Annotated in this window: 26 protein-coding genes; 16 read left to right on the top strand and 10 right to left on the bottom strand. The window is 72.6% G+C overall.

All coding sequences use genetic code 11. The annotated features are described in order from the left end of the window. Positions 1-20 precede the first annotated feature (20 nt). Both dapE and ACIPRD_RS02695 read left to right on the top strand, forming a co-directional pair. Positions 21-1,100 carry a succinyl-diaminopimelate desuccinylase gene (dapE, locus tag ACIPRD_RS02700; RefSeq protein ID WP_401559302.1) on the top strand — a complete coding sequence of 360 codons (1,080 nt, stop codon included), beginning with the start codon at positions 21-23 and terminating at the stop codon, positions 1,098-1,100. Between the two features lie 207 nt (positions 1,101-1,307). Continuing rightward, a complete protein-coding gene (locus tag ACIPRD_RS02695) occupies positions 1,308-2,066 on the top strand; it encodes a TIGR00730 family Rossman fold protein (RefSeq protein ID WP_356409521.1) in 759 nt (252 codons plus the stop codon). 57 nt (positions 2,067-2,123) lie between these two features. Here ACIPRD_RS02695 and folP read toward each other — a convergent pair whose 3' ends face one another. Beyond that, a complete protein-coding gene (gene folP, locus ACIPRD_RS02690; RefSeq protein WP_356409523.1) occupies positions 2,124-2,984 on the bottom strand; it encodes a dihydropteroate synthase in 861 nt (286 codons plus the stop codon). Between the two features lie 189 nt (positions 2,985-3,173). Here folP and ACIPRD_RS02685 point away from each other — a divergent pair, with 189 nt between their 5' ends. Continuing rightward, positions 3,174-3,524: a DivIVA domain-containing protein gene (locus tag ACIPRD_RS02685; protein WP_356409526.1), complete on the top strand. Its 351-nt coding sequence runs from the start codon at positions 3,174-3,176 to the stop codon at positions 3,522-3,524. Next, a complete protein-coding gene (locus tag ACIPRD_RS02680; protein ID WP_401559299.1) occupies positions 3,521-4,117 on the top strand; it encodes a DNA-3-methyladenine glycosylase I in 597 nt (198 codons plus the stop codon). Before ACIPRD_RS02685 ends, ACIPRD_RS02680 begins: the two co-directional genes overlap by 4 nt. A gap of 123 nt (positions 4,118-4,240) precedes the next feature. Here the strand turns inward: ACIPRD_RS02680 and ACIPRD_RS02675 are convergent, their stop codons facing one another. Continuing rightward, complete coding sequence (locus ACIPRD_RS02675; protein WP_356409533.1) at positions 4,241-5,044, bottom strand: enoyl-CoA hydratase-related protein; 804 nt, start codon at positions 5,042-5,044, stop codon at positions 4,241-4,243. Between the two features lie 369 nt (positions 5,045-5,413). Between ACIPRD_RS02675 and ACIPRD_RS02670 the strand changes: the two genes are divergently transcribed. Further along, positions 5,414-5,581 (top strand): DUF3117 domain-containing protein, encoded by a 168-nt coding sequence (locus ACIPRD_RS02670; RefSeq protein ID WP_009997451.1) that lies wholly within the window; start codon positions 5,414-5,416, stop codon positions 5,579-5,581. An 89-nt stretch (positions 5,582-5,670) separates the two neighbouring features. Here the strand turns inward: ACIPRD_RS02670 and ACIPRD_RS02665 are convergent, their stop codons facing one another. After that, positions 5,671-6,369 (bottom strand): O-methyltransferase, encoded by a 699-nt coding sequence (locus tag ACIPRD_RS02665; protein WP_356409596.1) that lies wholly within the window; start codon positions 6,367-6,369, stop codon positions 5,671-5,673. A gap of 234 nt (positions 6,370-6,603) precedes the next feature. Between ACIPRD_RS02665 and sigE the strand changes: the two genes are divergently transcribed. From sigE to ACIPRD_RS02640, 5 genes are all read left to right on the top strand, one after another. Beyond that, the gene (sigE, locus tag ACIPRD_RS02660) at positions 6,604-7,317 is read left to right on the top strand and encodes an RNA polymerase sigma factor SigE (RefSeq protein ID WP_356409536.1); all 714 of its coding nucleotides are present in this window, start codon (positions 6,604-6,606) and stop codon (positions 7,315-7,317) included. Next, entirely contained in the window at positions 7,314-8,297 is a 984-nt protein-coding gene (locus ACIPRD_RS02655) for a zf-HC2 domain-containing protein (RefSeq protein ID WP_401559294.1), read from the top strand. The genes sigE and ACIPRD_RS02655 overlap by 4 nt, the downstream gene beginning before the upstream one ends. A 134-nt stretch (positions 8,298-8,431) precedes the next feature. Beyond that, complete coding sequence (locus ACIPRD_RS02650; RefSeq protein ID WP_401559291.1) at positions 8,432-10,387, top strand: trypsin-like peptidase domain-containing protein; 1,956 nt, start codon at positions 8,432-8,434, stop codon at positions 10,385-10,387. Positions 10,388-10,471: 84 nt separating this feature from the next. Further along, on the top strand, positions 10,472-10,906 hold the full coding sequence (locus ACIPRD_RS02645; RefSeq protein ID WP_401559288.1) for a sec-independent translocase: 435 nt from the start codon (positions 10,472-10,474) through the stop codon (positions 10,904-10,906). A 253-nt stretch (positions 10,907-11,159) separates the two neighbouring features. Further along, on the top strand, positions 11,160-11,831 hold the full coding sequence (locus ACIPRD_RS02640; RefSeq protein ID WP_356409548.1) for a hypothetical protein: 672 nt from the start codon (positions 11,160-11,162) through the stop codon (positions 11,829-11,831). A gap of 178 nt (positions 11,832-12,009) precedes the next feature. Here ACIPRD_RS02640 and ACIPRD_RS02635 read toward each other — a convergent pair whose 3' ends face one another. The 3 genes from ACIPRD_RS02635 to ACIPRD_RS02625 are packed head-to-tail and all read right to left on the bottom strand — an operon-like array spanning position 12,010 to position 15,143. After that, entirely contained in the window at positions 12,010-13,143 is a 1,134-nt protein-coding gene (locus tag ACIPRD_RS02635; protein WP_356409551.1) for an Mrp/NBP35 family ATP-binding protein, read from the bottom strand. A gap of 43 nt (positions 13,144-13,186) precedes the next feature. After that, positions 13,187-13,819: a DUF1003 domain-containing protein gene (locus tag ACIPRD_RS02630; RefSeq protein WP_356409554.1), complete on the bottom strand. Its 633-nt coding sequence runs from the start codon at positions 13,817-13,819 to the stop codon at positions 13,187-13,189. Further along, positions 13,809-15,143, bottom strand: a complete 1,335-nt coding sequence (locus ACIPRD_RS02625) for a magnesium transporter MgtE N-terminal domain-containing protein (protein WP_401559283.1) — start codon at positions 15,141-15,143, stop codon at positions 13,809-13,811. Before ACIPRD_RS02625 ends, ACIPRD_RS02630 begins: the two co-directional genes overlap by 11 nt. 191 nt (positions 15,144-15,334) lie before the next feature. Between ACIPRD_RS02625 and ACIPRD_RS02620 the strand changes: the two genes are divergently transcribed. Next, entirely contained in the window at positions 15,335-16,072 is a 738-nt protein-coding gene (locus tag ACIPRD_RS02620) for a hypothetical protein (RefSeq protein WP_401559281.1), read from the top strand. A 112-nt stretch (positions 16,073-16,184) separates the two neighbouring features. Here the strand turns inward: ACIPRD_RS02620 and ACIPRD_RS02615 are convergent, their stop codons facing one another. Beyond that, positions 16,185-16,715, bottom strand: coding sequence for a hypothetical protein (locus ACIPRD_RS02615; protein WP_401559278.1), 531 nt, complete (start codon positions 16,713-16,715; stop codon positions 16,185-16,187). 22 nt (positions 16,716-16,737) lie between these two features. Beyond that, positions 16,738-17,868: a magnesium and cobalt transport protein CorA gene (locus ACIPRD_RS02610; RefSeq protein WP_356409568.1), complete on the bottom strand. Its 1,131-nt coding sequence runs from the start codon at positions 17,866-17,868 to the stop codon at positions 16,738-16,740. 492 nt (positions 17,869-18,360) lie between these two features. On the opposite strand from ACIPRD_RS02610, the gene ACIPRD_RS02605 reads away from it, so the two are divergent. From ACIPRD_RS02605 to ACIPRD_RS02590, 4 genes are all read left to right on the top strand, one after another. Beyond that, positions 18,361-18,969 carry a suppressor of fused domain protein gene (locus tag ACIPRD_RS02605; protein WP_401559275.1) on the top strand — a complete coding sequence of 203 codons (609 nt, stop codon included), beginning with the start codon at positions 18,361-18,363 and terminating at the stop codon, positions 18,967-18,969. Between the two features lie 425 nt (positions 18,970-19,394). Further along, positions 19,395-20,036 carry a DUF6758 family protein gene (locus ACIPRD_RS02600; protein WP_356409574.1) on the top strand — a complete coding sequence of 214 codons (642 nt, stop codon included), beginning with the start codon at positions 19,395-19,397 and terminating at the stop codon, positions 20,034-20,036. Between the two features lie 771 nt (positions 20,037-20,807). Further along, positions 20,808-21,665 carry a PHP domain-containing protein gene (locus ACIPRD_RS02595; RefSeq protein WP_401559272.1) on the top strand — a complete coding sequence of 286 codons (858 nt, stop codon included), beginning with the start codon at positions 20,808-20,810 and terminating at the stop codon, positions 21,663-21,665. Between the two features lie 368 nt (positions 21,666-22,033). Further along, positions 22,034-22,639 carry a MarC family protein gene (locus ACIPRD_RS02590; protein ID WP_401559270.1) on the top strand — a complete coding sequence of 202 codons (606 nt, stop codon included), beginning with the start codon at positions 22,034-22,036 and terminating at the stop codon, positions 22,637-22,639. A 79-nt stretch (positions 22,640-22,718) separates the two neighbouring features. Here the strand turns inward: ACIPRD_RS02590 and ACIPRD_RS02585 are convergent, their stop codons facing one another. After that, positions 22,719-22,871 carry a hypothetical protein gene (locus ACIPRD_RS02585; RefSeq protein WP_356409581.1) on the bottom strand — a complete coding sequence of 51 codons (153 nt, stop codon included), beginning with the start codon at positions 22,869-22,871 and terminating at the stop codon, positions 22,719-22,721. A 209-nt stretch (positions 22,872-23,080) separates the two neighbouring features. On the opposite strand from ACIPRD_RS02585, the gene ACIPRD_RS02580 reads away from it, so the two are divergent. Further along, on the top strand, positions 23,081-23,983 hold the full coding sequence (locus tag ACIPRD_RS02580) for an NYN domain-containing protein (protein ID WP_401560023.1): 903 nt from the start codon (positions 23,081-23,083) through the stop codon (positions 23,981-23,983). Positions 23,984-24,005: 22 nt separating this feature from the next. Here the strand turns inward: ACIPRD_RS02580 and ACIPRD_RS02575 are convergent, their stop codons facing one another. Then, positions 24,006-24,890 carry an alpha/beta fold hydrolase gene (locus ACIPRD_RS02575; RefSeq protein ID WP_401559268.1) on the bottom strand — a complete coding sequence of 295 codons (885 nt, stop codon included), beginning with the start codon at positions 24,888-24,890 and terminating at the stop codon, positions 24,006-24,008. Positions 24,891-25,041: the final 151 nt, after the last annotated feature.

The raw sequence follows: 25,041 nt of genomic DNA, 5'->3' as shown, positions 1-25,041 counted from the left end.
GGCGCGTTAGGGTCACCAGCATGGCCGACACCTCGCTTGACCTCACGCTGGACGCCGCGGAGCTGACCGCGCGGCTCGTCGACTTCCCCTCCGAGAGCGGCACGGAGAAGCCTCTCGCGGACGCGATCGAGGACGCCCTGCGCACCCTGCCGCACCTGACGGTGGAGCGGTACGGCAACAACGTGGTCGCGCGCACCGGCCTCGGCCGCGCGGAGCGTGTCGTCCTGGCCGGCCACATCGACACCGTCCCGATCGCCGGCAACGTCCCCTCCCGCCTCGACGAGGACGGGGTGCTGTGGGGCTGCGGCACCTGCGACATGAAGTCCGGCGTGGCGGTCCAGCTGCGCATCGCGGCGACCGTCCCGGAGCCCAACCGCGACCTGACCTTCGTCTTCTACGACAACGAGGAGGTCGCCGCCGACCTCAACGGGCTGAAGCACCTCGCCGAGGCCCGTCCGCAGTGGCTGGAGGGCGACTTCGCGGTCCTGCTGGAGCCTTCCGACGGCGAGGTCGAGGGCGGCTGCCAGGGCACGCTGCGGGTGCTGCTCAGGACCTCCGGCGAGCGCGCCCACTCGGCCCGCGGCTGGATGGGCTCCAACGCCGTCCACGCCGCCGCCCCCATCCTGGCCCGGCTCGCCGCCTACGAGCCCCGGTGGCCGGTCATCGACGGGCTGGAGTACCGCGAGGGCCTGAACGCCGTCGGCATCAGCGGGGGAGTGGCCGGCAACGTCATCCCCGACGAGTGCGTGGTCACGGTGAACTTCCGCTACGCCCCCGACCGCACCGAGGAGGAGGCCGTCCAGCACGTCCGCGAGGTCTTCGCCGACTGCGGGGTGAGCGAGTTCGTGGTCGACGACCACAGCCCCGGCGCGCTGCCCGGCCTGTCCCACCCGGCCGCGGCCGCCTTCATCGAGGCGGTGGGCGGCACCGCCAAGCCCAAGTACGGCTGGACGGACGTCTCGCGCTTCTCCGCGCTCGGCGTTCCCGCCGTCAACTACGGCCCCGGCAACCCGCACCTGGCCCACAAGCGGGACGAGCGCGTGGAGACCGCGAAGATCCTCGCCGGCGAGGAGCGGCTGCGGAACTGGCTCACCGCGTGACACGGTGAGCCAGGCCGGCCCGGTTCGCCGCGTGAGGCCCGCCGCGTGACGCGGTGAGCCGTGCCGGGCCGGCGGGCGGGGCCGTCGTGTGACCCGGGTGACGGTGGTGCGGGACGCCACCGCACGCCGGACACGCGCACTTCCCCCCGTGGTAACCCGCGCGGATCTAGTCTGATCCAGAACTACCGGCAAGCGGAGGGAGCTCACATGGCTACCGGAAACCCCGAGGGGAAGAAGCAGCCGCCGGACGAGCAGCGGCTCGGACCGGTCCTCCGACGGCGCAGTCAGGTCACGTCCAGCACGACCGACCAGCGGCTGCTGGACGCGGGCGGTCCCTCCGACTGGGTCCACACCGACCCGTGGCGGGTCCTGCGCATCCAGTCGGAATTCATCGAGGGCTTCGGCACGCTCGCCGAACTGCCGCCCGCGATCAGCGTGTTCGGCTCGGCGCGGACCCCGGTGGACTCGCCCGAGTACGACGCCGGGGTCCGGCTCGGCCGGGCGCTGGTCGAGGCCGGCTGGGCGGTGATCACCGGCGGCGGTCCGGGGGCGATGGAGGCGGCCAACAAGGGCGCGCTGGAGGCGGGCGGCGTCTCGGTCGGCCTCGGCATCGAACTGCCCTTCGAGCAGGGGCTGAACCCCTACGTCGACATCGGCCTGAACTTCCGTTACTTCTTCGTGCGCAAGATGATGTTCGTGAAGTACGCGCAGGGCTTCGTGGTGCTGCCCGGCGGACTCGGCACCCTCGACGAACTCTTCGAGGCCCTCACCCTCGTCCAGACCAAGAAGGTGACCCGCTTCCCCATCGTGCTGTTCGGCAGCGCGTACTGGGGCGGGCTGGTCGACTGGCTGCGGGACACGCTGATCGCCCAGGGCAAGGCCTCCGAGAAGGACCTGCTGCTCTTCCACGTCACGGACGACGTGGACGAGGCGGTCGCCCTGGTCTCCAAGGAAGCGGCCCGCTAGAGCCGTTCACCCCGGCCGCCGGCAATCCTGCCCGCGGTCCTTCGGCGCCCCGCCGGCTCAGGCCAGGCCGCGCCGGGCGACCGCGGGAGGCCGGTGGCCGGCGATGGACGCGACCATGTCGAGGACCTGCCGGGTCTCCGCCACCTCGTGCACCCGGTACACCTGGGCACCCAGCCACGCCGACACCGCCGTCGTGGCCAGGGTGCCGACCAGCCGCTCCTTGACCGGGCGGTCCAGCGTCTCGCCCACGAAGTCCTTGTTGGACAGCGACACCAGCACCGGCCAGCCGGTGGCGACCATCTCGTCCAGCCGGCGTGTCGCCTCCAGGCTGTGCCGCGTGTTCTTGCCGAAGTCGTGGCCGGGATCGATCAGCACCGACTCCCGGGGCACCCCGAGCGACACCGCCCGCTCGGCCAGCCCCACGGTCACCTCCAGGACATCGGCCATGACGTCCTCGTACACCGCGCGGTGCGGACGCGTCCGGGGCTCGACACCGCCGGCGTGCGTGCACACCAGCCCGGCGCCGTACCGCGCCGCGACCTCGGCGAGCCCCGGGTCCACGCCGCCCCAGGCGTCGTTCAGCAGGTCCGCCCCCGCCTCGCACACCGCCGCGCCGACCTCGGCCCGCCAGGTGTCCACGCTGATGATCACATCGGGGAAGCGGCGCCGTACCTCCGCGACGAAGCCGACCGTGCGCCGGGCCTCCTCCTCGGCGGTGACCTCCTCGCCGGGACCGGCCTTGACCCCGCCGATGTCGATGATCGCGGCACCCTCGGCCACGGCCTGCTCCACACGGGCGAGGGCCGGCTCGTCGCGGAAGGTGGCCCCCTGGTCGTAGAAGGAGTCCGGGGTCCGGTTCACGATCGCCATGATCACCGGCTCGTGCGGCCCGAATTCCCGCTTGCCCAGCCTGAGCATCCGCTGTGCCTCTCCTCGTCGTGCGTGTCGTGCGTCCCGGTCCGCCGTCGGCCGGCCGCCACGGGGGCCGTCCGCTTCCGCGGGACGGCCGCCTGTGACCCTAACTGTCAGATTCGCATGGCACGATCGGACCCAGACACATTTGGCGTCCGGCACTGTCCGGCACCTCGAGCGTGGGGACCTCTGGCGATGGTGATGTTCTTGTTCCTTGTCGTCGCGCTGGCCGTCGTGGTCGCCGCGGTGACGCTCGCCGTGGTGGGCGGCGGCGAGGGTGCCCCGCTCCCGGAGGCCGCGCCGCAGCGGCTCCAGGACCCGCTGCCCCCGGACCGCCCGGTGCGCGGAGCCGACGTGGAGAGCCTGCGCTTCCCGCTCGCGCCGCGCGGCTACCGGATGTCCGACGTCGACGACGCGCTCGGCCGCCTCGCCGCCGAACTGGCCGAGCGCGACGCCCGTATCGCCGACCTGGAGTCCGCGCTGTCGGGCGCCCGGGACACCTCGCGCACCTCGCTGGACAAGCCCGACCAGGAGGACCGGCCGTGACCGCGGGAGCCGCCCTCGCCGGGCCCGACGGTCTGCCGCGCTGCCCCTGGGCCCTGTCCACCGAGGACTACGTCGCCTATCACGACGAGGAGTGGGGCCGCCCCGTCCACGGCGACGACGCCCTCTTCGAACGCCTCAGCCTGGAGGCCTTCCAGTCCGGGCTGTCCTGGCTCACCATCCTGCGGCGCCGGCCCGGCTTCCGTGACGCGTTCGACGGCTTCCGGATCGAGAAGGTCGCCGCCTTCACGGACGAGGACCGCGAGCGCCTGCTGGCCGACGCGGGCATCATCCGCAACCGCGCCAAGATCGACGCGACCCTCGCCAACGCGCGCGTGCTCGCCGACTGGTCCGAGGGCGACCTGGACGCGCTGATCTGGTCGCACGCGCCCGACCCCGGCGGCCGGCCCGCCCCCAGGACCACCGCCGACGTCCCGGCCGTCACCCCGGAGTCCACGGCCCTGTCGAAGGCGCTGAAGAAGCGCGGCCTGAAGTTCGTGGGCCCGACGACCGCCTACGCCCTGATGCAGGCCTGCGGACTGGTCGACGACCACCTGGCGGCCTGCGTGAGCCGGAACGGGGGCCACGGGGCCTGAGAGCGGCCGGGGCGGCCCCCTGGGGCCACGGACGGTCGGCCCGGACGCGGCGGCGGAGGCCGGGCCTCCGCGGGGCCGGACGCGGCGCGGAGGCCCGGCCTCCGCCCCACGCCCGGACGGGCCCTAGCGGCCCAGATACTTCGGCTTCTCCTTGTTCACGAACGCCTGCACCGCGATCGCGTGGTCCTCGGACCGGCCCGCGCGCGCCTGGAGCTCGTCCTCCTTCTCCAGCGTCTCGGTGAAGGAGTGCGTCAGGCCGTAGGCCACCGACTCCTTGAGCGCCGCGTACGCCACCGTCGGGCCCGCGGCCAGCTTCCGCGCCACCTTCTCCGCCTCGGCGCGCAGTTCGGCCGCCGGCACCACCCGGTTGGCGATGCCCAGCTCCAGCGCCTCCTGGGCGCCGATGCTGCGCGGGAAGAGCAGCAGGTCGGTGGCGCGGCCCGTGCCGATCACGCGGGGCAGCGTCCACGAGATGCCGGAGTCGGCGGTCAGCGCGACACCCGCGAAGGACGTGTTGAACGACGCCGTGTCGGCGACGATCCGGTAGTCGGCGGTGAGCGCGAAACCGAAGCCCGCCCCCGCCGCGACCCCGTTCACCGCCGCGACCACCGGCTTCGGCGCCCCGGCCAGAGCCGTCGCGATGGGGTTGTAGTGCTCCCTGACCGTGCTCATCGTGTTCGTCGAGCCGGTCTCCCGGTCGGTCACGAGGAGTCCGATGTGCTCCTTGAGATCCTGGCCCACACAGAACGCGCGGTCCCCGGCCGCGGTCAGCAGGATCGCCCGCACCGCCTCGTCGGCGGCCGCGGACCGCGCCGCCTCCCGGAGGGCCACCTTGGTCTCGACGTTCAGGGCGTTCATCGCCTCGGGACGGTTCAGCGTGATCGTCGCGAGCCCGTCGCTCACCTCGTAGAGCACGGTGTCGGCCATGGAGTCCCCTCCGGAGTCGTCATTGACGCGTACCGCTCGGTACGCCGCTGTCCGAAGCACAGCATGGCGGAGATCGCCGCGCGAGGACCCGGCGTGTGACCTGCGTCAAAGAAAACCCGAGCCAAGTCGGCCGAAGAGCGTCCGTGTGGCGGTGCAGTATCGCAGTCACATCCCCGAATTGGGTGGTTTTGCTCGCGCGCGTTGCCCAAGCGATGCCGACTGATGTTGGTCATCGGGTGCCGGGATGCGGGATAATGGCTTGGAAGCAATGTGTTCGATGCCGGTGTCGCGTGTCTTCTCACATGGACCGCGGGTGCCCTCAAGGGCCTTCGGCTGACGATGAGCCTGGTTTCAGGAAGGGGTACGAGCATGGCGGCCATGAAGCCGCGGACGGGCGATGGCCCGCTCGAGGTGACCAAGGAGGGGCGGGGCATCGTCATGCGCGTTCCGCTCGAAGGCGGCGGGCGACTCGTCGTCGAGCTGACCCCCGATGAGGCCGAGGCGCTCGGCGACGCCCTCAAGAAGGTCGTGGGCTGACGCGTCGGCGATCCTTTCCTTCCGGCTGCCCCGGCATCGTCCTCGATGCCGGGGCAGCCGCGTTCCCGGGGCGACACCCGGGGCCGGGTTCAGCGCTTGACGGCGCACAGCAGGCCGTCGCCCACCGGCAGCAGCGACGTCACCAGTTCCTGGCTCTCCCGCACCGTGCGCAGCAGCTCCCGCAGCCGCAGGACCTCGGTGGGCTGCGGCCCCGAGTCGACCGTGCGGCCGTTCGCGAAAACGCCCTCGAAGACCACCAGGCCACCCGGACGCAGCAGGCGCAACGATTCAGCTAGATAGTCCGAGTACTCCAGCCGGTCCCCGTCGCAGAACACGAGGTCGTAGCCGGCGTCGGCGAGCCGCGGCAGCACGTCCAGGGCGCGGCCGGGGATGAAGCGGGCCCGGTTGCTGGCGAAACCGCTCGCGCGCAGGGCCTGCCGGGCGAACTGCTGGTGCTCCGGCTCCGGGTCGACCGTGGTGAGTACCCCGTCCGGGCGCATGCCGTGCAGCAGATGCATCCCCGACACCCCGCACCCGGTGCCGATCTCCGCGACCGCCTTCGCGTCCACGGAGGCGGCGAGCAGGCGCAGGGCGGCGCCCGTGCTGGGCGCCACCGAGCGGAGCCCCGCCTCGCGGGCCCGGTCACGTGCCCACAGCAGCGGCTCGTCCTCGGCGACAAAGGCGTCGGCGAACGCCCAGCTTGTCTGCCGGTTGCCGGTAATGACCCTCTCCTGTCCCCGTGATTGCCTCGGCGTGACTGTATCCGTTGGCGCCGGGAACCCGCAGATGGGACCGCGCGTTTAGAGAGATGAGCCGGTGGGCCGGGACGCGACGGGGGGTAAGAGGTGGATCTGTGCACCACGCACACGCCGAACAGGCCTGATGAGCCGTATCAGCGTGTATCAAATTCTCGTAAAACCGCTTATCCGGAGCTAACGGGCGAGGTGGCTATGGTAGGGGCTCCACTGGACACCACCAGAGCCGACAGGGGAGGTGCGGCCGCGCCCGGGGATCGGGGAGGAGTGCTGAGGCGCTTCCTCGGGTCGGCGGGCAGGCCGAAATCCGTGACCGACACCGCTGCTGACCGCCACGCCGCCGGACTCGCCGCAGGCGACCCCAAGACCGCGACCTTCGCCACCGACGCGGACGGGCAGGCATGGACTCCGCCCACGTGGGAGGAGATCGTCAGCACACACAGCGGCCGGGTCTACCGGCTCGCCTACCGCCTCACGGGCAACCAGCACGACGCCGAGGACCTCACCCAGGAGGTCTTCGTCCGCGTCTTCCGCTCCCTGTCCACGTACTCGCCGGGCACCTTCGAGGGCTGGCTGCACCGCATCACGACCAACCTGTTCCTGGACATGGTCCGGCGCAAGCAGCGCATCCGCTTCGACGCCCTCGGCGACGACGCGGCCGAGCGCCTGCCCAGCCGTGAGCCCACCCCGCAGCAGGCGTTCAACGACGCCCACTTCGACGCGGACGTCCAGCAGGCTCTCGACACCCTGGCGCCCGAGTTCCGCGCCGCCGTCGTCCTGTGCGACATCGAGGGACTGTCGTACGAGGAGATCGCCGCGACCCTCGGCGTGAAGCTCGGCACCGTCCGCTCCCGTATCCACCGTGGCCGCTCCCAGCTCCGCAAGGCCCTCGCCCACCGCTCGCCGCAGGCGCGGCAGGCCGGGCGGCGCTCCTTCGTGGCCCGTGTCCCCGCTCTGGGGGGAGGGGGCGCTACCGCGTGAGTGGATCCCGGCCCAACGCTGCGGAGACGCAGTTCGCAGAGCAGCACCTGGGAGACCGGCTCTCCGCCCTGGTGGACGGAGAGCTCGGTCACGAGTCGCGCGAGCGCGTTCTCGCGCACCTGGTCACGTGTAACCGGTGCAAGGCGGAGGCGGACGCCCAGCGGCGACTGAAGAACGTGTTCGCGGAGGCGGCGCCCCCGCCGCCCTCCGAAAGCTTCCTGGCCCGTCTCCAGGGCCTCCCCGCGGGAGGTGACCTGGACGGCGGCGGCGCGCCGGCGCCCGGGGGGGGCTTCCTCGCGGGCGGCTCCGCCGACGGGCTCTTCGGAGTGAGACACGACGAGCCCTTCGCCTTCGGTTACGTCCCCGCCGTGCACCCGGCCGCCTCCGAGGAGCGCGGCTTCCGGATCCATCCCGTCGGCCGACCCGACGCCGACCGTCCCGCCTCGCGCGGACTGCGTTTCGCGGTCGCCGCGGCCGGAGCGGTGTCGCTGGCCGCCGTCGCACTCGGCGGCGTGACCACCGCCATCCCCGCGGACGTCCGCGCGGAGGCCCGCGGCAGCTCCGGCACCGGAAGCAACGTCAGCCCCGCCCGCTCCGCCGGCACCGGTGCGGGCACGGCCGCTCCCGACGCCCAGCGGCGCCGTCCGGCGGGTCCGCTCCTCCAGGGCGGCAGCCTGCTCGGCCGCACACCGGTGGCGCCGACCTCCACGTCCGCGCCGCTGCTGCCCGGTCTGCCGGCCCCGGCGACCGGTCAGGTGGAGGACGCCACGCGGGAGCTGCCAGGACCGGTGATGGCCGGTGCCGACGTGGTCTCCCCGCTGGTACGCCCGCTGGACGACATCACCCCGCTCTCCCCGGCCGCCACCCGCTCCGGGGTGCCCGGGACGTTCGCCCCCGGCCCGTCGGCCGGCAGCACGCCCGTTCCCGTCCCCAGCGCCTCCGTCTCCCCCGTCCCGTTCCCCGTGTACCGGGCGCGCTGACCGGACTCTCGTGCCCCGGCTCCCGGACCTGGTTGAATCCTGCGTGGCCGTGCCCGTGGCGCTGAACCGGGCACGGCATCGAGTTCCGCGGCCGCGACGCCACGCGCCCGGCCGCGGCAGGCCGTGGGGAGAACATGAACGAGGGGAACCCGACGCACGTCCCGGCAGGGGAGCGGGGAGAACGCGGCGACGGCGACGAACGCGAGGACCGCGGGGCACCCGGGGCGCGGTCCGGGGAGTCCGGTGCGTCCAGGGTGTCCGGTGCGTCCGGCGGGCACGGTGATTTCGAGCTGGCCAAGCCGGTGCCCGGGGGCCGGGGTTCCGGGAGCGCGGACTTCCCCGAGCCCGCCGGGCCGGACCCGGACGCGCCGGACGTGGACGTCGAGCAGTTCGCCGACCGGCTGAGGCCCCTGCACGACCCCGACCCCTACAGCACCCCGCCCTACGGCGAGCCGGGCCCCTGGGCCCCCGCACCGCCCGTCCAGCACCCCTCCGCCGCCCAGGCCCAGGTCCAGGGCGCGGGCGTACCCGCCCGGCCGCCCGTCCCGCCGCCGGCTCCGGAGGTCCCCGTACCGGTCCCGCCGCCCGCGGTGCCCGCGCCGGCCGCAGAGACCTCCGTACCGACTCAGGCGCCCGTTCCCGCTGCGGAGGTCCCTCTACCGGCCCAACCGCCCGCACCGAACGCGGAGGTCCCCCTACCGGCCCAGGCGCCCGCGCCTGCCGTGGAAGCTCCCGTGCCCTCCCCGGAGGCTTCCGTACCGGCTCCGTCGCCCACTCAGGTCCCGGCGGGGGACTCCGTCTTTTCCGCCTCCGCCCCCGCCGCCGTGCCCGCCACCGGCTCCACCCCCGCGCCGCCCCCGGCGGACGGAGGCGGCCCGGGGCGGTACGACCCCTGGGCCGGGGGCGCTGCCGGGCAGCAGGCCGGGGTGCTCGCTCCGTTGCAGCAGACCGGTGCCGCGATGACCGGCGACGGACAGCGCAGGCGCCGGGCCCGGCGGACCCTGCTCGGCGCCTCACTGGCGATCGCCCTCGTCGCGGGCGGGATCGGCGGATTCGCCGGTGCGTGGCTGGAGCGGCAGGGGCTCGGGGACATCCATCTGCCCCAGGCCGGAGCGGTTCCCGCCGGACGGGCGCCGGACAGCGTCGCCGGGATCGCCGCGCGGGCGCTGCCCAGCGTCGTCACGCTGCACGTCAGCGGGCAGGACGAGGCGGGCACCGGCACCGGCTTCGTCCTCGACACGCGCGGGCACATCCTCACGAACAACCATGTCGTCGCGGCCGCCGCGTCCGGCGGCAGGATAACCGTGACGTTCAGCAGCGGAGACACCGCCAAGGCCAGGGTCGTCGGCCGTGACAGCGGGTACGACCTCGCCGTCGTCCAGGTCAGCGGCGTCCGAGGGCTCACGCCCATGCCCCTCGGCGACTCCGACGGCGTCCAGGTCGGCGATCCGGTGGTCGCCATCGGGGCCCCGTTCGACCTGGCCAACACCGTCACCTCCGGCATCATCAGCGCCAAGGAACGCCCCATCACGGCGGGCGGCGAGAAGGGCGACGGCAGCGACATCAGTTACGTCGACGCCCTGCAGACGGACGCCCCGATCAACCCGGGCAACTCGGGCGGCCCCCTCCTCGACACGCGCGGCCGGGTCATCGGCATCAACTCGGCCATCCGGTCGGCCGACGGCGGCTCCGACTCCGGCGACGGCCAGGCGGGCTCCATCGGACTGGGCTTCGCCATCCCGGTCAACCAGGCCAGGCGCGTCGCCGAGGAGCTGATCAACGGGGGACACGCGACCCACCCGGTGATCGGCGTGACCCTCGACATGGGCTATTCGGGCGACGGCGCCCGCATCGGCGTCAAGGGCGGCGACGGAGGGCCCGCGGTCGTGCGCGGCGGCCCCGGCGCCCGCGCGGGACTCGCGGCGGGCGACGTCATCACCGCGGTCGACGGCGAGCGCGTCCACTCGGGCGAGGAGCTGATCGTCAGGATCCGCGCCCACCGGCCCGGCGACCGGCTACGGCTGACCGTGGAACACGACGGCACCGAACGGGAGGTCCCGCTCGTGCTGGGCGCGTCGGAGCAGAACTGACGGAAGTCTCACCTCGGCACGGTACCGGTCGGACAGGTGCGGCGGGTACCGTTGACCGACCGAGGACATCGCAAGGAGCTTCAGGTGTTCAATGACATAGGGCCGCTCGAGCTGGTGACGCTCATCGTCCTCGCCGTGCTCGTCTTCGGTCCGGACAAGCTCCCCAAGGTCATCCAGGACGTCACGCGCACGATCCGGAAGATCCGCGAGTTCTCGGAGAGCGCCAAGCAGGACATCCGTGACGAGCTGGGTCCGGAGTTCAAGGACTTCGAGTTCGAGGACCTCAACCCCAAGACGTTCCTGCGCAAGCAGCTCGACGGCGACTCGCTGGGGCTCGGGGACATCCGCAGCGGCTTCGACCTGAAGAAGGAGATGGCCGAGGTCACCGACGCGGTCAACGGCCGCGGCGGCTCGGACTCCGCGGTCTCCCCCTCGGCCGGCGCCCGCGTCGACATGACCAAGCGTCCCGAGGAGCCCGCCCAGGACGCCCGTCCGCTCTTCGACGCCGACGCCACCTGACGTCCCTCCGCGCCCGCCGCGGACCGCCGACACGCCCGTGACCGTGATGCGCGCGGCGTACGTGACGCGTTTCATAGTGCACAAATGCCCGTACACGCCCCTGACGGGCCGTCCGGGCGACCCACGCACCGGGCGGTTTCCCTGCTGCTCTCAGCAGTGTGGATATGCTGCCGAGTTGTTGTGCGGACCGGCGGAGTACGCCCGAAGGGGGGCGGGCGGCCCCGGTCCGACGAGAGCGAGGAGGCGTCCGCAGATGGAGACGACGAGTCGGGTGGGCGGGCACGCGCCGGCCGCGGCGGGCGGACAGCCGCTGCCCACCGCGCGGCGCACGGTCGACGGCTACCTGCAGGCGCCCTTCCCGTGGTACGGCCTCGACGAGGCGTTCACGGGGCAGCGCAGGCTGATGCAGGTCGGCATGGCGGCCGACGGGTCCGTGGAGCACGGTTCGATGGGGCACGGCGACGAGCCGTCCGTCCGCAACGAGCACACCGCCGCGGCCACGGACGAGCCGCGGGAGAAGTTCGCGGTCGTGGTGACCGTGCCCGTGAACCCGTCCCGGCGCAGCGCCGACGGCACGGGGCTGCTGGAGGCCACCTCGGTGTCCTCGGCCGCCTGGCTGGCCGGTGTGGGGCTGCTGTCGTTCACCTGGCCCGGCCAGATGGACCACAGCCTGCGCGACGACTGGCTCGACCAGCAGACCGAGACCGCGTGGGCGCTGGCCGACGACCTGGAGGGACCCGAGTGGTCCAGCCTGTCGCTGCCGGTCGACGGAGTGGCCACGCCGTTCTACTACCGCGAGTCGGAGTTCGGCTGGGTGCTGGCCGGCTCCACCGGCGCCGGGGTGCACGTCGGCGCCTACGGCCGGGGCATGAGCGCCTACGGCCTCGGCTTCGCCGTGGTCAAGGACCTCGCCGCGTACGCCTGACCGGCGGCACGCGCGCCGGGCCCCGACACAAGGGCGGGCCCGACGCGCGCCGGGACCCGGCGCAAGAGCGGGCCCGGCGCACGGCGGAACCCGGCGCAAGAGCGGGCCCGCCGCGGCGGCCGGGCCCGACGGGAAAGGGGCGCCACCCGGGTGACGCCCCTTCACCGAGCGGAACCGCTCAGAACTTGTTCCTCGGGGTGATCCCCAGCGACAGCCCGGACAGGCCCCGCTGCCTGCCGCCCAGCTTGCCCGCGATGGCGCGCAGGGCGGAACCGGCGGGGGAGTCGGGATCGGTGAGGACGACCGGCTTGCCCTCGTCGCCGCCCTCGCGGAGGCGGACGTCGATGGGGATGCTGCCGAGGACCGGGACCGTCGCGCCCGTGGTCCGGGTCAGGCCCTCGGCGACCATCTGACCGCCGCCGGTGCCGAAGACGTCGACCATGTCACCGCAGTGCGGGCAGGGCAGCCCGGACATGTTCTCGACCACGCCGACGATCTTCTGGTGGGTCTGCACCGCGATGGAGCCGGCGCGCTCGGCGACCTCCGCCGCCGCCTGCTGCGGGGTCGTGACGACGAGGATCTCGGCGTTCGGGACCAGTTGGGCGACCGAGATGGCGATGTCACCGGTGCCGGGCGGCAGGTCCAGGAGCAGGACGTCCAGGTCGCCCCAGTAGACGTCCGCCAGGAACTGCTGCAGGGCGCGGTGGAGCATCGGGCCGCGCCAGACGACCGGGGCGTTGCCCGGGGTGAACATGCCGATGGAGATGACCTTCACGCCATTGGCGGAAGGCGGCATGATCATGTTCTCGACCTGGGTGGGGCGGCCGTCCGCGCCCAGCATCCGCGGCACGCTGTGGCCGTAGATGTCGGCGTCGACGACACCGACCTTCAGACCGTCCGCGGCCATCGCGGCCGCCAGGTTGACGGTCACCGAGGACTTGCCGACGCCGCCCTTGCCGGAGGCGACCGCGTAGACACGGGTGAGGCTGCCCGGCTTGGCGAAGGGGACCTCGCGCTCGGCCTGACCGCCGCGCAGGGCGCTGGCCAGCTCCCGGCGCTGCTCGTCGCTCATCACGTCCAGGGCGACACCGACCCGGGTGACGCCCTCGACCCCGGCGACCGCGTCGGTCACGCGCTGGGTGATCGTCTCGCGCATGGGGCAGCCGGAGACCGTCAGGTAGACGGTGACGTCGACCGCTCCGTCCGCGCCGATCTCCACCGATTTGACCATCCCGAGTTCGGTGATGGGCCGGTTGATCTCGGGGTCGTTCACCGTCGCCAGTGCCTCGCGCACCGCGTCTTCCGTAACCATAAGGACGATGTTACGGCGCACCCCGGGCCCGGCGGGATTCCCCTCAGCGGTCGTCTGTGTCACGTCCGGACGGACGGTCCGTCCCGTCCGCCGGGAATGTGCCCCGGCCGGCGTGGCCGTACTCGTGTCCGTCGCGGCGACGGCGGTCCTCCACCTCTCTGGCCAGGTCCTGGAGTTCGGAGCGGATCCAGTCGCGGGTGGCGACCTCGCCCAGGCCCATGCGCAGCGCGGCGATCTCCCGGGTCAGGTACTCGGTGTCCGCGATCGAGCGCTCGTTCTGCTTGCGGTCCTGCTCCAGGTTGACCCGGTCGCGGTCGTCCTGCCTGTTCTGCGCGAGCAGGATCAGCGGGGCCGCGTAGGAGGCCTGGAGGGAGAGCATCAGGGTCAGGAAGATGAACGGGTACTGGTCGAAGCGGACCGCCGCGGGCGCGGCGATGTTCCACAGCACCCACAGGATGATGACGACCGTCATCCACACGATGAAGCGGCCGGTGCCGAGGAACCGGGCGATCTTCTCCGACAGCCGGCCGAAGGCCTCCGGGTCCCACTCGGGCACGATCCGGCGGCGGGGCGGGCGGGGCTGGTCCAGCCGGGCGCGGGGCCGGCCGGCGGCGGTGGCGCCCGCCGGGGTGCGCTCGCGGCCGCTGTCGCGGTTGCCGTCGCGTTCAGGAGCCATGGCCACCCGCCTCCCGTCCCTCCACGGCACCGGCGGCGGCACCGGTCCCGTCGGCCGCGTCCGTCTCGTCCAGGTGGAACTCCGTCTCCCGCCAGTCGTCGGGCAGCATGTGGTCCAGTACGTCGTCCACGGTGACGGCGCCCAGCAGCGAGCCGGACTCGTCCACCACGGGCGCGGCGACCATGTCGTAGGTGGCGAAGAACCCGGCGATGACGGGCAGCGCGTCGTCGGGGTCCAGGACCTGCGGGTCGTCGTCGATGAGTGAACTGACCAGGGTGTACGGCGGATCGCGCAGCAGCCGCTGGAAGTGGACGGTGCCCAGGTACTTGCCGGTCGGGGTCTCGTCCGGCGGCCGGCAGACGTAGACCTGCGCGGCCAGCGCGGGGGTGAGGTCCTGGTTGCGGACCCGGGCGAGCGCGTCGGCGACGGTGGCGTCCGGGCGCAGGACGATCGGCTCGGTGGTCATCAGACCGCCCGCGGTGTGCTCCTCGTACGACATCAGGCGCCGCATGTCGGCCGCGTCCTCGGGCTCCATCAGGCTGAGCAGCCGCTCCTTGTCCTCCTCCGGCAGCTCGGAGAGCAGGTCGGCCGCGTCGTCCGGGTCCATGGCCTCCAGGACGTCCGCCGCGCGCTCCTCCTTGAGCTTGCCGAGGATCTCGATCTGGTCGTCCTCCGGCAGCTCCTCCAGGACGTCGGCGAGACGGTCGTCGTCCAGGGCGGCGGCGACCTCGGCGCGGCGCTTGGCGGACAGGTGGTGCAGCACGTTGGCGAGGTCGGCGGGGCGCAGCTGCTCGAAGGTGGCGAGCAGGTTCTCGGCGCCCTGTCCGTGCTCCTCCAGGGAGAAGCCGGTGACGTCCGACCAGGGGACGGTCAGCGTCTCGCCCCGGGCCCGGCGGAAGGCGCCGCCCTTCTTCCCCTTGCGTACGAAGACGCGGTCCACCTGCCACTCCCGGCGGGCGGGCAGCTGCTGCACGGACAGGTCGAGGACGGTGACCTCGTCGTCGGCCTCCACCAGCCGCACCCGCCGGTCCAGCAGCTCGCCGAAGACCAGCCGTTCGGTGGGCCGCTGTTCGAAGCGGCGCACGTTGAGCACGCCGGTGGAGATGACCTGGCCGGAGTCGATGCCGGTGACCCGGGTCATGGGCAGGAAGATGCGGCGCCGGTTGGACAGCTCGACGACCAGGCCGAGGACGCGCGGGGGCTTCCGCCCGACGCGCAGCATGACGACCACGTCGCGTACGCGGCCCACCTGGTCGCCGCTCGGATCGAAGACGGGGACCCCGGCGAGGTGCGAGACGAAGATCCGGGGCGCACCGGCTGCCATGGCTGTGCTTCCTTTGCGTGGGAACTGTGGGGAATGCTCGGTTCTGTCCTCTCGCGTGCGCTTCAGGCTAGCCCGTACTGATCGGAGACGCCCTGGTGGGCGGTCCGGACGGACCGGCTCGGCCGGCGTCGCGGGGCCCTTGTACGCTGCCGTACGCCGCTTTCGGAACCCTCAGAGAGGCAGCCCCGCCTGTGACTGCGATTCCCCACGGCCGTACGGGCCGGACCGGGCCGGTGGCCGCGACGTGCGTGCTGGCCGTGGCGGGTGCGGTGCTGCTGGCGGGGTGCGGCGGGGACGACCCGGACGCGGGGACGAACGGCGTGGGCAAGCTGCCGCCCGCGAAGATCCAGGCGAAGACGCGGGCCGCCGCCGACGCCGCGTCCGCGGTACGGCTGTCCGGGACCGTCGTCACCAGCGGGCTCACCTACACGCTGGACATGCGGCTGAAGACCGGCGGGAGCACCGGCTCGGTCACCTCCAAGGCGGGCACGTTCCGGCTGCTGCGCGTCGGCAGCGAGCTCTACCTCAAGGCCGACGCCGACTTCTGGCACCACAGCGGCGACACGTCGGCCGCCGGGAAGCTCGACGGCAAGTACGTGAAGGTGCCGCAGGGCGACCCCGCGTACAAGAAGTTCAGCGGCTTCACCGACAAGAGCCTGCTCCTGAACGGCCTGCTCACCCTGCACGGCAAGCTCGCCGCCGACAGCCGCCACGAGCAGTCGGGCACCCGCACGATCCGTGTCACCGGCGACAACGGCTCCGGCGGCACCCTCGACGTCTCCCTCGAAGGCACCCCCTACCCGCTGCGCCTGGTGCGCGCGGGCAGCGCCGGCACCCTCACCTTCTCCGACTGGGGCAAGGACTTCCCGGCCGCCGAGCCCGCGAAGGCGGACACCGTGGACTACGGACGGCAGCTGCCGTCGTCCTGATCCCGCGGGCAGCCGCGGGCGCGCCGGGGCCGGTAAGGCTGGGTGCGCCGGTGGGCGGTGCGGGGTGTGCCGGTGGGCGGTGTGGCGGGGTGTCCCGCCGGACCGCGCCGGTCTACTTCGCCTTCCGGCGCCTCGTCAGCAGCCGGGGCAGGGCCGCCGGGACGGGCCGGCGGGTGGTCGCGGGCGTGGGCAGCGGGCGCGCGGCCAGACTGCCCGTGGGCTGCGGCGCCACGGCACCGGTCGGCTTCAGCCGGACCACCCGGCACTCGCGGGCCCAGCGGTCCGGCATCTCCTCGCTGTCGGGGGCGTTGAGCCGCTTGCCCTTCAGCTCGGCGACCGCCGCCTCCCGTTCGGGAGAGCCGGGGGCCGCCTCGGACACGGACGCCCGCCAGGTGACCAGCCGGCCGCCCTTGTCCTTGCCGCGTACGGTCACCTCGGCCTCGCCGCCGTCGATGAGACCGGGCAGCGGCTGCTCACCGGGACCGTCGCCGACCAGCCACACCGCGCCCTCGTGCCACACGTGCCACAGCGGGCGGGCCGCGGGAGCCGTGGCCCCCCTGACCCAGACCAGACCGGACTTCTTGGCGGTCTCCTCGATGAGTGCCTCGTCGAAAAGGGATCGGGCGGCCGGCTCGCTAGTCATGTGCCCAGCCTATCCAGGCCGCTCACAGCCAGCCGTTGCGCTTCAGCGTGCGGTGGATGCCGAGACACAGCACGGCCGTGACGCCCATGATCACCGGGTAGCCGTACTTCCAGTGCAGCTCGGGCATGTACTTGAAGTTCATGCCGTACACGCCGCACACCATCGTCGGTACGGCGATGATCGCGGCCCACGCGGTGATCTTCCGCATGTCCTCGTTCTGGGCGACGGACGCCTGCGCCAGGTTGGCCTGGAGGATGGAGTTGAGGAGTTCGTCGAAGCCGACGACCTGCTCCTGGACGCGGGCCAGGTGGTCGGCGACATCACGGAAGTACTTCTGGATGTCCGGGTCGATCAGCCGCATCGGCCGCTCACTGAGCAGCTGCATCGGGCGCAGCAGCGGGGCCACCGCCCGCTTGAACTCCAGTACCTCGCGCTTGAGCTGGTAGATCCGCGCCGAGTCGACACCGCGGGAGACCCCGCCCTTGCGGCCGGGGGAGAAGACCTCGATCTCCACCTCGTCGATGTCGTCCTGCACGGCGTCGGCGACCGCGATGTAGCCGTCCACGACGTGGTCGGCGATGGCGTGCAGCACCGCCGAGGGGCCCTTGGCGAGCAGTTCGGGGTCGGCCTCCAGCCGGTGGCGCAGCGCGCGCAGCGAACCCTGGCCGCCGTGCCGGACCGTGATGAAGAAGTCCCGTCCGGTGAAGCACATGACCTCACCCGTCTCGACGACCTCGCTGGTGGCGGTGAGCCGGTCGTGCTCGACGTAGTGGATGGTCTTGAAGACGGTGAAGAGCGAGTCGTCGTACCGCTCCAGCTTCGGCCGCTGGTGGGCCTGCACCGCGTCCTCCACGGCCAGCGGGTGGAGCCCGAACTCGCCCGCGATACCGGCGAATTCCTCCTCGGTCGGCTCGTGCAGCCCCATCCACACGAAGCCGCCGTCCCGGCGCACCAGACGCATCGCCTCCTGCGGCGTCAGCGGCTTGCCGGTCTCCAGGCGCGTGCCGTCGCGGTAGACGGCGCAGTCGACGACGGCCGACGGGGTCGCGGGGTCGCGCGTGGTGTCGTACGACTGCGGCGCGTTCGTCTCCTTGCGCAGGGACACGCGGGAGGACGGGCGGACCACGGCGCGCAGGTCGCGGATCATCGACATGGCAGGCTCCTTCGCGGGCGGGCAACGAAGCGACCCGGCGACGGTTGGAACTACCCGGAATGGGGACGTCCTGACCACAGATGTTTGGCACGTCCACAAAGCGGGGAGCACCGCACCGTCGCGGTGGTGACTTCGCTGCTGATGCAGGACTGATGAAGATCAGACAGATCAGGCAAAGCGAAACGAAGTGCTCTTCCGAACGACGACGCGAAAGTGAAGGCGGCAGCCGGCCAGGAAAGGGAGAATCAGCAACCGGAAGAGCGAGTGGTACTGCACGGTCGACTTCGATCCATGACAGCCCCACCTCCTCCGGCCGGTCCCTCGTAAGGGAGTCTCATCGGCGTCGGGACTCGATAGCCACCCCCTCATCACCTGAGGAACCGGGGGAGACCCCCGGAGGCGTGCTGCCCCGAACCACCGGCTCAGCGTAGCAGCCGCCCGAAGTGTCAAGGTGCCGCTTTGCCTGTCACTGACGAGTTCTATGCTCGCCGCATGGTTGATGTTCTTCCTCTGGTCGAGGCACGGTTGAACACCGCGCTGGGCGAACCGGACGCGCGCGCCGCGGTCACCTTCCTCGGTACCGACCGCATCGAGGTGCTCCGCTTCCAGGACCGCGGTCCTGAGGGAGGCGTGGTCCGCTACGCCACGCTCGGGATGTCGGCGCACCCCATGGCGGACCCCACGGCGATGGTCGCCGACCCCGTGCAGGGTCCGCGCGCCGAGCTGGTCCTCTCCGTCCGCGCCGGCCGCGCCGACACCGGCAAGGTGCTCCGCCCGCTCGCGGTGCTCGCGGCTTCTCCGCAGGTCGAGGGCGTGGTGGTGGTTCCCGGCGCGTCCCTGGACGTGGGTGAGCCGCTGTGGCCCGGCGCTCCCTTCACCTCGGTCCTGGTGGGCGAGCCCGGTGGCCTCGTCGAGGACCTCGAACTGGACAGCCCGATGGACCCCGTACGGTTCCTGCCGCTGCTGCCGATGACCCCGAACGAGGCCGCCTGGAAGCGGGTGCACGGGGCGCAGGCGCTCCAGGAGCGCTGGCTCGCGAACGGAACCGACCTGAGGGACCCGTCCCGGGGCTCGGTGCCCTTGGACACACCGCCTGACTGAGGACTCCCGGTCAAGGGGGTCTGGGTGCGGGTGAGTTGCGGCGGGGCGGGGTGGGTCGCGGTGGGTTCGCGGTGAGCGGGGCGCGGCGGGTGCGGTGAGTCGCGGTGAGCGGTGAGCCGCCGGGCTCGGTGAGTGTGGTGCCGGGTGCCGGGTGCCGGGTGCCGGGTGCCGGGAGGCCGGGGTGCAGGGGTGCCGTCGGATCCGGTGAGCGGGGTGCCGGCGTGCTGGGGTGCCGAGGCTGCGGCTTCCGTCGTTTCCGTCGTTTCCGTTGGTCCCGTGGTCCGGTGGGTGACCTCGCCGTGTGGTGTCCGGCGGGGGCGGGCGGTGCCCGGAGGGTGGGCTCCGGGTATCCGGCGCGTGCCCGTTCCGTCCGGACGGGTGATCGTCCTTGACGTGGCGCTGTACGGGTAGGACCGTGGAGCCCTATGAGGGGCGAACCCAGTTGCCCGAAGTGCGGTGGCCGGGTCAGGGCTCCCGGCCTCTTCGCCGATTCGTGGCAGTGCGATGTACACGGGACGGTGTATCCGCTGCAGCCCGTGATCCCGCCCAGCGTCGAGGCACTGACCGTCGTGGTGCAGCGCACCCGGGTCCCGGTGTGGATGCCGTGGCCGCTGCCGGTCGGCTGGCTGTTCACGGGCGTGGCCTACGCCGGTGACGACCCCGGCGGAGGCCGCGCGAGCGTCGTCGCGTGCTCCGGTCCCGGCCCGCTCGGCGGTCCGGGCGAGCTGATCCTCGTCGCCGAGGAGCTCGGCGTCGGGCTGGGCGCGCGGTACGCGGGCATCGACGGCCCGGATCCGGGGCCGTACCTGGACGTCGAGAAGCCGCCGCAGGCGAAGGTGCTGGCGGCCGGCCGGCCGACCCCGCTCTGGCATGTCACCGGCACCCCGGACGACCGCGCGGTCTTCGCGGGTGAGGCGCTGGGGATGTGGGTGTGGGCGGTGACGTGGCCCGAGCAGTCGGGGCTGCTGATGTACGACGAGTTGGTGCTGACGGATCTGCGGGATGCGGGTGCGGAGATCGACCTTGTGCCGTGCGGGGCGTTGTCGCCGCGCCTGCTCGAACCGTAGCGGCGCCGCCGAGCCGTTCGCGCAGTTCCCCGCGCCCCTGAGGTGGGTGGGTGTCGGGGGTGCGCTTGGTGGTGCGGGTCCGCGTGGGCTGATCGCGCAGTTCCCCGCGCCCCTGAGGTGGGTGGGTGTCGGGGGCGGTGTCTGTGCTGCGGGTCCGCGCGGGCTGATCGCGCAGTTCCCCGCGCCCCTTAGGGGGTGGGTGTCGGGGTGCGCTTCGTGGTGCGGGTCCGCGTGGGCCGTTCGCGCAGTTCCCCGCGCCCCTTGGGGGGTGGTGCTGGGCGTGGGCTTCGGGGTGCGGGGCTGCGCAGTCGCCGGCCCGAGCCCGCCCACACGAACCCGCACGGCAAACCCATCCCCACCCCCACTCACCCAAGGGGCGCGAGGAACTGCGCGCCAAGCCCACACGCACCCGCACGCCAGATCTGTCTCCACCCCCCACCCACCCCAGGGGCGCGAGGAACTGCGCGCCAAGGCCACACGCACCCGCACGCCAGATCTGTCTCCGCCACCCACTCACCTAAGGGGCGCGGGGAACTGCGCGCCAAGCCCAGATGCACCCGCACGGCAAATCCGACCCCATCCCCCACTCACCCAAGGGGCGCGGGGAACTGCGCGATGAGCCCAGACGGACCCGCACCGTGAGGCCGGCCCCCGGAGCCCGAGGCGCCCCCGTGTAGGGGGCACTTCACGGCTACGGCTGTGACAGAAGCACCACATCTCCCGCTATGCTGAACCGTCCGCCCCCCGTCCCTCACGCCTGGAGTCCGCGTCGTGCGCATCGACCTGCACTGCCACTCCACGGCCTCCGACGGGACGGACACCCCCGCCGAGCTGGTACGGAACGCCGCCACCGCCGGCCTGGACGTCGTCGCGCTGACCGACCACGACACCACCCGGGGACACGCCGAGGCCGTCGCCGCGCTCCCCGAGGGCCTCACGCTGGTCACCGGAGCCGAGCTGTCCTGCCGTGTCGACGGCGTCTCCATGCACATGCTGGCCTACCTCTTCGACCCCGAGGACCCCGCCCTGCTCGCCGAGCGCGAGCTGGTCCGGGACGACCGGGTGCCCCGCGCGCGGGCCATGGTCGGCAAGCTGAACGCCCTGGGCGTACCGGTCACCTGGGAGCAGGTCGAGCGGATCGCCGCCGGCGGTTCCGTGGGACGGCCGCACGTCGCCTCCGCACTCGTCGAGCTGGGCGTCGTACCGACCGTGAGCGACGCCTTCACGACGGAGTGGCTGGCCGACGGAGGCCGGGCCTACGCCGAGAAGCACGAGACCGACCCCTTCGAGGCGATCCGGCTGGTCAAGGGCGCGGGCGGCGTCGCCGTCTTCGCCCACCCGGCCGCCGCCAAGCGCGGACGCACGGTCCCGGAGTCCACGATCGCCGAGCTGGCCGCGGCCGGTCTGGACGGCATCGAGGTCGACCACCTGGACCACGACGCGGACACCCGGACCCGGCTGCGCGGCCTCGCGGCGGACCTGGGACTGCTGGTCACCGGGTCCTCGGACTACCACGGCAGCCGTAAGACCGTCGCGCTCGGCGACTGTACGACCGACCCCGAGGTCTACGGGGAGATCATCCGCCGGGCCACCGGCGCGTTCCCGGTCCCCGGCACCGGCGGAATCTGAGGCCCAGGCCTCCCCGGCCACCGCGCCGGTCCGATCCGGTCAGGTCCCGATCCGCTCGTCACAGCCGTCACAGCCGTCACAGCCGTCACAGCCGTCACAGCCGTCACAGCCGTCACAGCCGTCACAGCCGGTCACCCGCCGGGTGGGTCCACCCCCGGGTGGGGCCACCTGCCGGGCGGGTCCGTCCGCCGCACCGGTCCGCCGGCCCCCGCACGCCCGCCGTCCCGGCCGGTGCGTGAACCGCCCGGCTCCACCGGCCGCGCGGCCGCCCCCACTCGTTTCCCGTTCCTCCCGCTCACCCGCACTGTCCGCCGTGCCCGTGCTCAGGCCCGTGTCCGCGGCGGTGGCTCCATCATGCAAGGCTCACCATGTTCGACGTCGCCGTCTTCGGCTCCCTGTTCCTGACCCTCTTCGTCATCATGGATCCCCCTGGGATCACCCCGATCTTCCTCGCCCTGACCGCCGGACGCCCGGCGAAGGTGCAGAAGCGGATGGCCTTCCAGGCCGTCTGCGTCGCGGGCGGCGTGATCGCCGTCTTCGGCCTTCTCGGCCACCAGATCCTCGACTATCTGCACGTCTCCATCCCCGCGCTGATGATCTCGGGCGGTCTGCTGCTCCTGCTCATCGCGCTCGACCTACTCACCGGCAAGACGGACGAGCCGAAGCAGACCAAGGACGTGAACGTCGCCCTCGTGCCCCTGGGCATGCCGCTGCTGGCGGGCCCCGGCGCCATCGTCTCCGTCATCCTGGCCGTCCAGAAGGCCGACAGCGTCTCCTCGCAGGTCTCGGTGTGGTGCGCGATCGTCGCGATCCACATCGTGCTCTGGCTGACCATGCGCTACTCGCTGCTGATCATCCGGGTGATCAAGGACGGCGGCGTGGTCCTCGTGACGCGGCTCGCGGGCATGATGCTCTCCGCCATCGCGGTCCAGCAGATCATCAGCGGTGTCACGCAGGTGGTCAAGGGCGCCTGACCCTCCCCCGCATGCGCAGAGCCCCCGTACGGCAGGTGCCGTACGGGGGCTCTGAAGCTTCTGCGGTGATCCGCGTGTGTTACGAGACCGTGGTCCCGGCCGGGCGGATCCACAGGCGCTGCCCGATGGCGGCGGCCTGCTGAACGATCCGATTGACGGAGGCGGCGTCCACGACGGTGCTGTCGACGGTGGTGCCGTCGACCTCGTCGAGTCGCATGATTTCGAAGCGCATGGCTTCTCCCTTCGTCTGGTCATCCTCCAGAGGAGAACTACTGGTGTGGGACATGGTGTCCCGTGGTGTCACTTACCTGGTCAACGTCTTGCCTGTAACAAACATTCCCTACGCTAAAGAAATTTTTCGAACAACTAATTACTGACTGGTAAGCGGGAAGCGCGGGACGGACCGGGACCATTTGTGTTCGCAGCGTGACCGCCGGGAGAATGGAGGCGATGAACGACGACCTGGCGGCCCTGGGCGCCCGCATCGACCACACCAACGAGCTGCTCCAGCGCATGCTCGCGGAAGTGGCGAAGACCCCCTCCACCCACGCGATCTTCGTCGACGCGGGATACCTGTACGCGGCCGCGGGCCGGCTCGTCGCCGGTACGGAGGACCGCCGGGCCTTCGACCTCGACGCCGAGGGGCTGATCGACGCGCTGATCGACAAGGCCCGTTCGATCTTCGCGGACAGCCGTCTGCTGCGCGTCTACTGGTACGACGGCGCCCGCCGCCGCATCCACACCGCCGAGCAGCAGTCGATCGCCGAGCTGCCGGACGTCAAGGTCCGGCTCGGCAACCTCAACGCCAACAACCAGCAGAAGGGCGTCGACTCCCTCATCCGCACCGACCTGGAGTCCCTCGCCCGCCACCGCGCCATCAGCGACGCGGCGCTCCTCGGCGGCGACGAGGACCTGGTGTCGGCGGTCGAGGCCGCCCAGGGCTACGGCGCCCGGGTCCACCTCTGGGGCATCGAGGCACCCGAGGGGCGCAACCAGGCCGAGCCGCTGCTCTGGGAGGTCGACAGCCAGCGCACCTTCGACCTGGACTTCTTCAAGCCGTACGTCTCCCGCCGCACCGCCGCCTACGACGCGACCGCCGGCAGCCGGCCCAGCCGCGAGGACGTCCGCTTCGTCGGCGCCCAGATCGCGGCCAAGTGGCTCGCCGCCCGGGGCCGTAACTCGCTGAGCGAACTGCTCCCCGGCCACCCCTACCTGCCCGGCTCCGTCGACCAGGACCTCCTGGTCGAGGCGGAGGGGCTCCTGCAGTACTCCCTGCGCGGCCAGGCCGATCTGCGCCGCGCCCTGCGCGACGGCTTCTGGGACCACCTTCAGACGCAGTACTGACGTTTCCCCGGGCGGGCGGGAGTCAGCCCCGGTCCACCGTGTCCCAGAAGTCCGCGAGCGCCCGGGCGGTCTCCCGGGGGCGGTCGGTGTTGGGGGAGTGCTCGGCGCCCTCGACGACCGTCCGGCGGGCCCGCAGCCGCGTGGCCATGCCGTCGAGCAGCGGCAGCGGCCAGGTGTCGTCCAGCGCGCCCGACAGGACGTGGAACGGCATCGGCACGGCGGCGAGTTCGGCGACACGGTCCGGCTCGGCGCACAACTGGCGTCCGGTGGCGATGAGCTGGGCGGGCTTGGTGGCCAGCCAGCGGCGGCGCAGATCCTCCCGGCCGTCCGGACCCCCGCCCGGATCGACGACGGCACCGGCCGCCTCCTCGGGCGCGTCCAGCGCCCGCATCGCCTCCCACACCTCCGCCATCGTCATCACCCCGAGCGCGTCCCGCAGCAGCTTCACGCGCTCGCGCTGCGAGTCCGAGATCCGGGCCGGCCCTGACGCCATCAACGTCAGTGAGCGGAAGGGGGCATGGTCGAGCAGCGCGGCGGCGCGCGAGATCTGGCCGCCGAGCGAGTGTCCCAGCAGATGAACGGGCTCACCGAGCGCCGCCGCCTGCGCCAGCACGTCGCGCGCCAACTCCCGCTGTGCGTAAGCGGATTCGTCGTCGGCCGGGCCGTCGGACTCGAACTGTCCGCGGCCGTCCACGGCGACGGTCCGGTATCCCCGCCCGGCCAGCGGCACATGCAGCGGGTTGAAGTCCTCCTTGCTCCCCGTGAACCCCGGCACCAGCAGGACGACACCCCGGGACTCCACCCCGGCGGCCACGGGCGCGTCCACAACGGCGAACTCCCCGCGCGCGGTTCGCAGGGGGTACGCACGGGCACCGGGCGGCGGAGTGAAGGTGGCGGGGCTGCTCATGGGGAGAGGTTATCCGCCCCCCTGCGGCCCGGCGCGCCCACCGCCCCTTCCCCACGACGACCGCCCGGCCACGGTAGGTGCGACCGCCGGTCCGCCGGTCCGCCGGTCCGCCGGTCCGCCCGACCGCACGACCGCACGCCGCCCAGCCCGG

Origin of the sequence: Streptomyces sp. NPDC090108, from assembly GCF_044747185.1 — a bacterium.
In the GTDB taxonomy this organism is placed as follows: Bacteria; Actinomycetota; Actinomycetes; order Streptomycetales; family Streptomycetaceae; genus Streptomyces.
The sequence above is the reverse complement of the archived record's forward strand: the minus strand, read 5'-3'. Positions and strand labels throughout refer to the sequence as shown.

What these genes read in the sequence shown, in the direction of transcription:
- dapE (WP_401559302.1), top strand. Translation starts at nt 21, where the DNA reads ATGGCCGACACCTCGCTTGACCTCACGCTGGACGCCGCGGAGCTGACC.
- ACIPRD_RS02695 (WP_356409521.1), top strand. Translation starts at nt 1,308, where the DNA reads ATGGCTACCGGAAACCCCGAGGGGAAGAAGCAGCCGCCGGACGAGCAG.
- folP (WP_356409523.1), bottom strand. Translation starts at nt 2,984, where the DNA reads ATGCTCAGGCTGGGCAAGCGGGAATTCGGGCCGCACGAGCCGGTGATC.
- ACIPRD_RS02685 (WP_356409526.1), top strand. Translation starts at nt 3,174, where the DNA reads ATGGTGATGTTCTTGTTCCTTGTCGTCGCGCTGGCCGTCGTGGTCGCC.
- ACIPRD_RS02675 (WP_356409533.1), bottom strand. Translation starts at nt 5,044, where the DNA reads ATGGCCGACACCGTGCTCTACGAGGTGAGCGACGGGCTCGCGACGATC.
- ACIPRD_RS02670 (WP_009997451.1), top strand. Translation starts at nt 5,414, where the DNA reads ATGGCGGCCATGAAGCCGCGGACGGGCGATGGCCCGCTCGAGGTGACC.
- ACIPRD_RS02650 (WP_401559291.1), top strand. Translation starts at nt 8,432, where the DNA reads ATGAACGAGGGGAACCCGACGCACGTCCCGGCAGGGGAGCGGGGAGAA.
- ACIPRD_RS02640 (WP_356409548.1), top strand. Translation starts at nt 11,160, where the DNA reads ATGGAGACGACGAGTCGGGTGGGCGGGCACGCGCCGGCCGCGGCGGGC.
- ACIPRD_RS02635 (WP_356409551.1), bottom strand. Translation starts at nt 13,143, where the DNA reads ATGGTTACGGAAGACGCGGTGCGCGAGGCACTGGCGACGGTGAACGAC.
- ACIPRD_RS02630 (WP_356409554.1), bottom strand. Translation starts at nt 13,819, where the DNA reads ATGGCTCCTGAACGCGACGGCAACCGCGACAGCGGCCGCGAGCGCACC.
- ACIPRD_RS02625 (WP_401559283.1), bottom strand. Translation starts at nt 15,143, where the DNA reads ATGGCAGCCGGTGCGCCCCGGATCTTCGTCTCGCACCTCGCCGGGGTC.
- ACIPRD_RS02615 (WP_401559278.1), bottom strand. Translation starts at nt 16,715, where the DNA reads ATGACTAGCGAGCCGGCCGCCCGATCCCTTTTCGACGAGGCACTCATC.
- ACIPRD_RS02610 (WP_356409568.1), bottom strand. Translation starts at nt 17,868, where the DNA reads ATGTCGATGATCCGCGACCTGCGCGCCGTGGTCCGCCCGTCCTCCCGC.
- ACIPRD_RS02605 (WP_401559275.1), top strand. Translation starts at nt 18,361, where the DNA reads ATGGTTGATGTTCTTCCTCTGGTCGAGGCACGGTTGAACACCGCGCTG.
- ACIPRD_RS02600 (WP_356409574.1), top strand. Translation starts at nt 19,395, where the DNA reads ATGAGGGGCGAACCCAGTTGCCCGAAGTGCGGTGGCCGGGTCAGGGCT.
- ACIPRD_RS02590 (WP_401559270.1), top strand. Translation starts at nt 22,034, where the DNA reads ATGTTCGACGTCGCCGTCTTCGGCTCCCTGTTCCTGACCCTCTTCGTC.
- ACIPRD_RS02585 (WP_356409581.1), bottom strand. Translation starts at nt 22,871, where the DNA reads ATGCGCTTCGAAATCATGCGACTCGACGAGGTCGACGGCACCACCGTC.
- ACIPRD_RS02580 (WP_401560023.1), top strand. Translation starts at nt 23,081, where the DNA reads ATGGAGGCGATGAACGACGACCTGGCGGCCCTGGGCGCCCGCATCGAC.
- ACIPRD_RS02575 (WP_401559268.1), bottom strand. Translation starts at nt 24,890, where the DNA reads ATGAGCAGCCCCGCCACCTTCACTCCGCCGCCCGGTGCCCGTGCGTAC.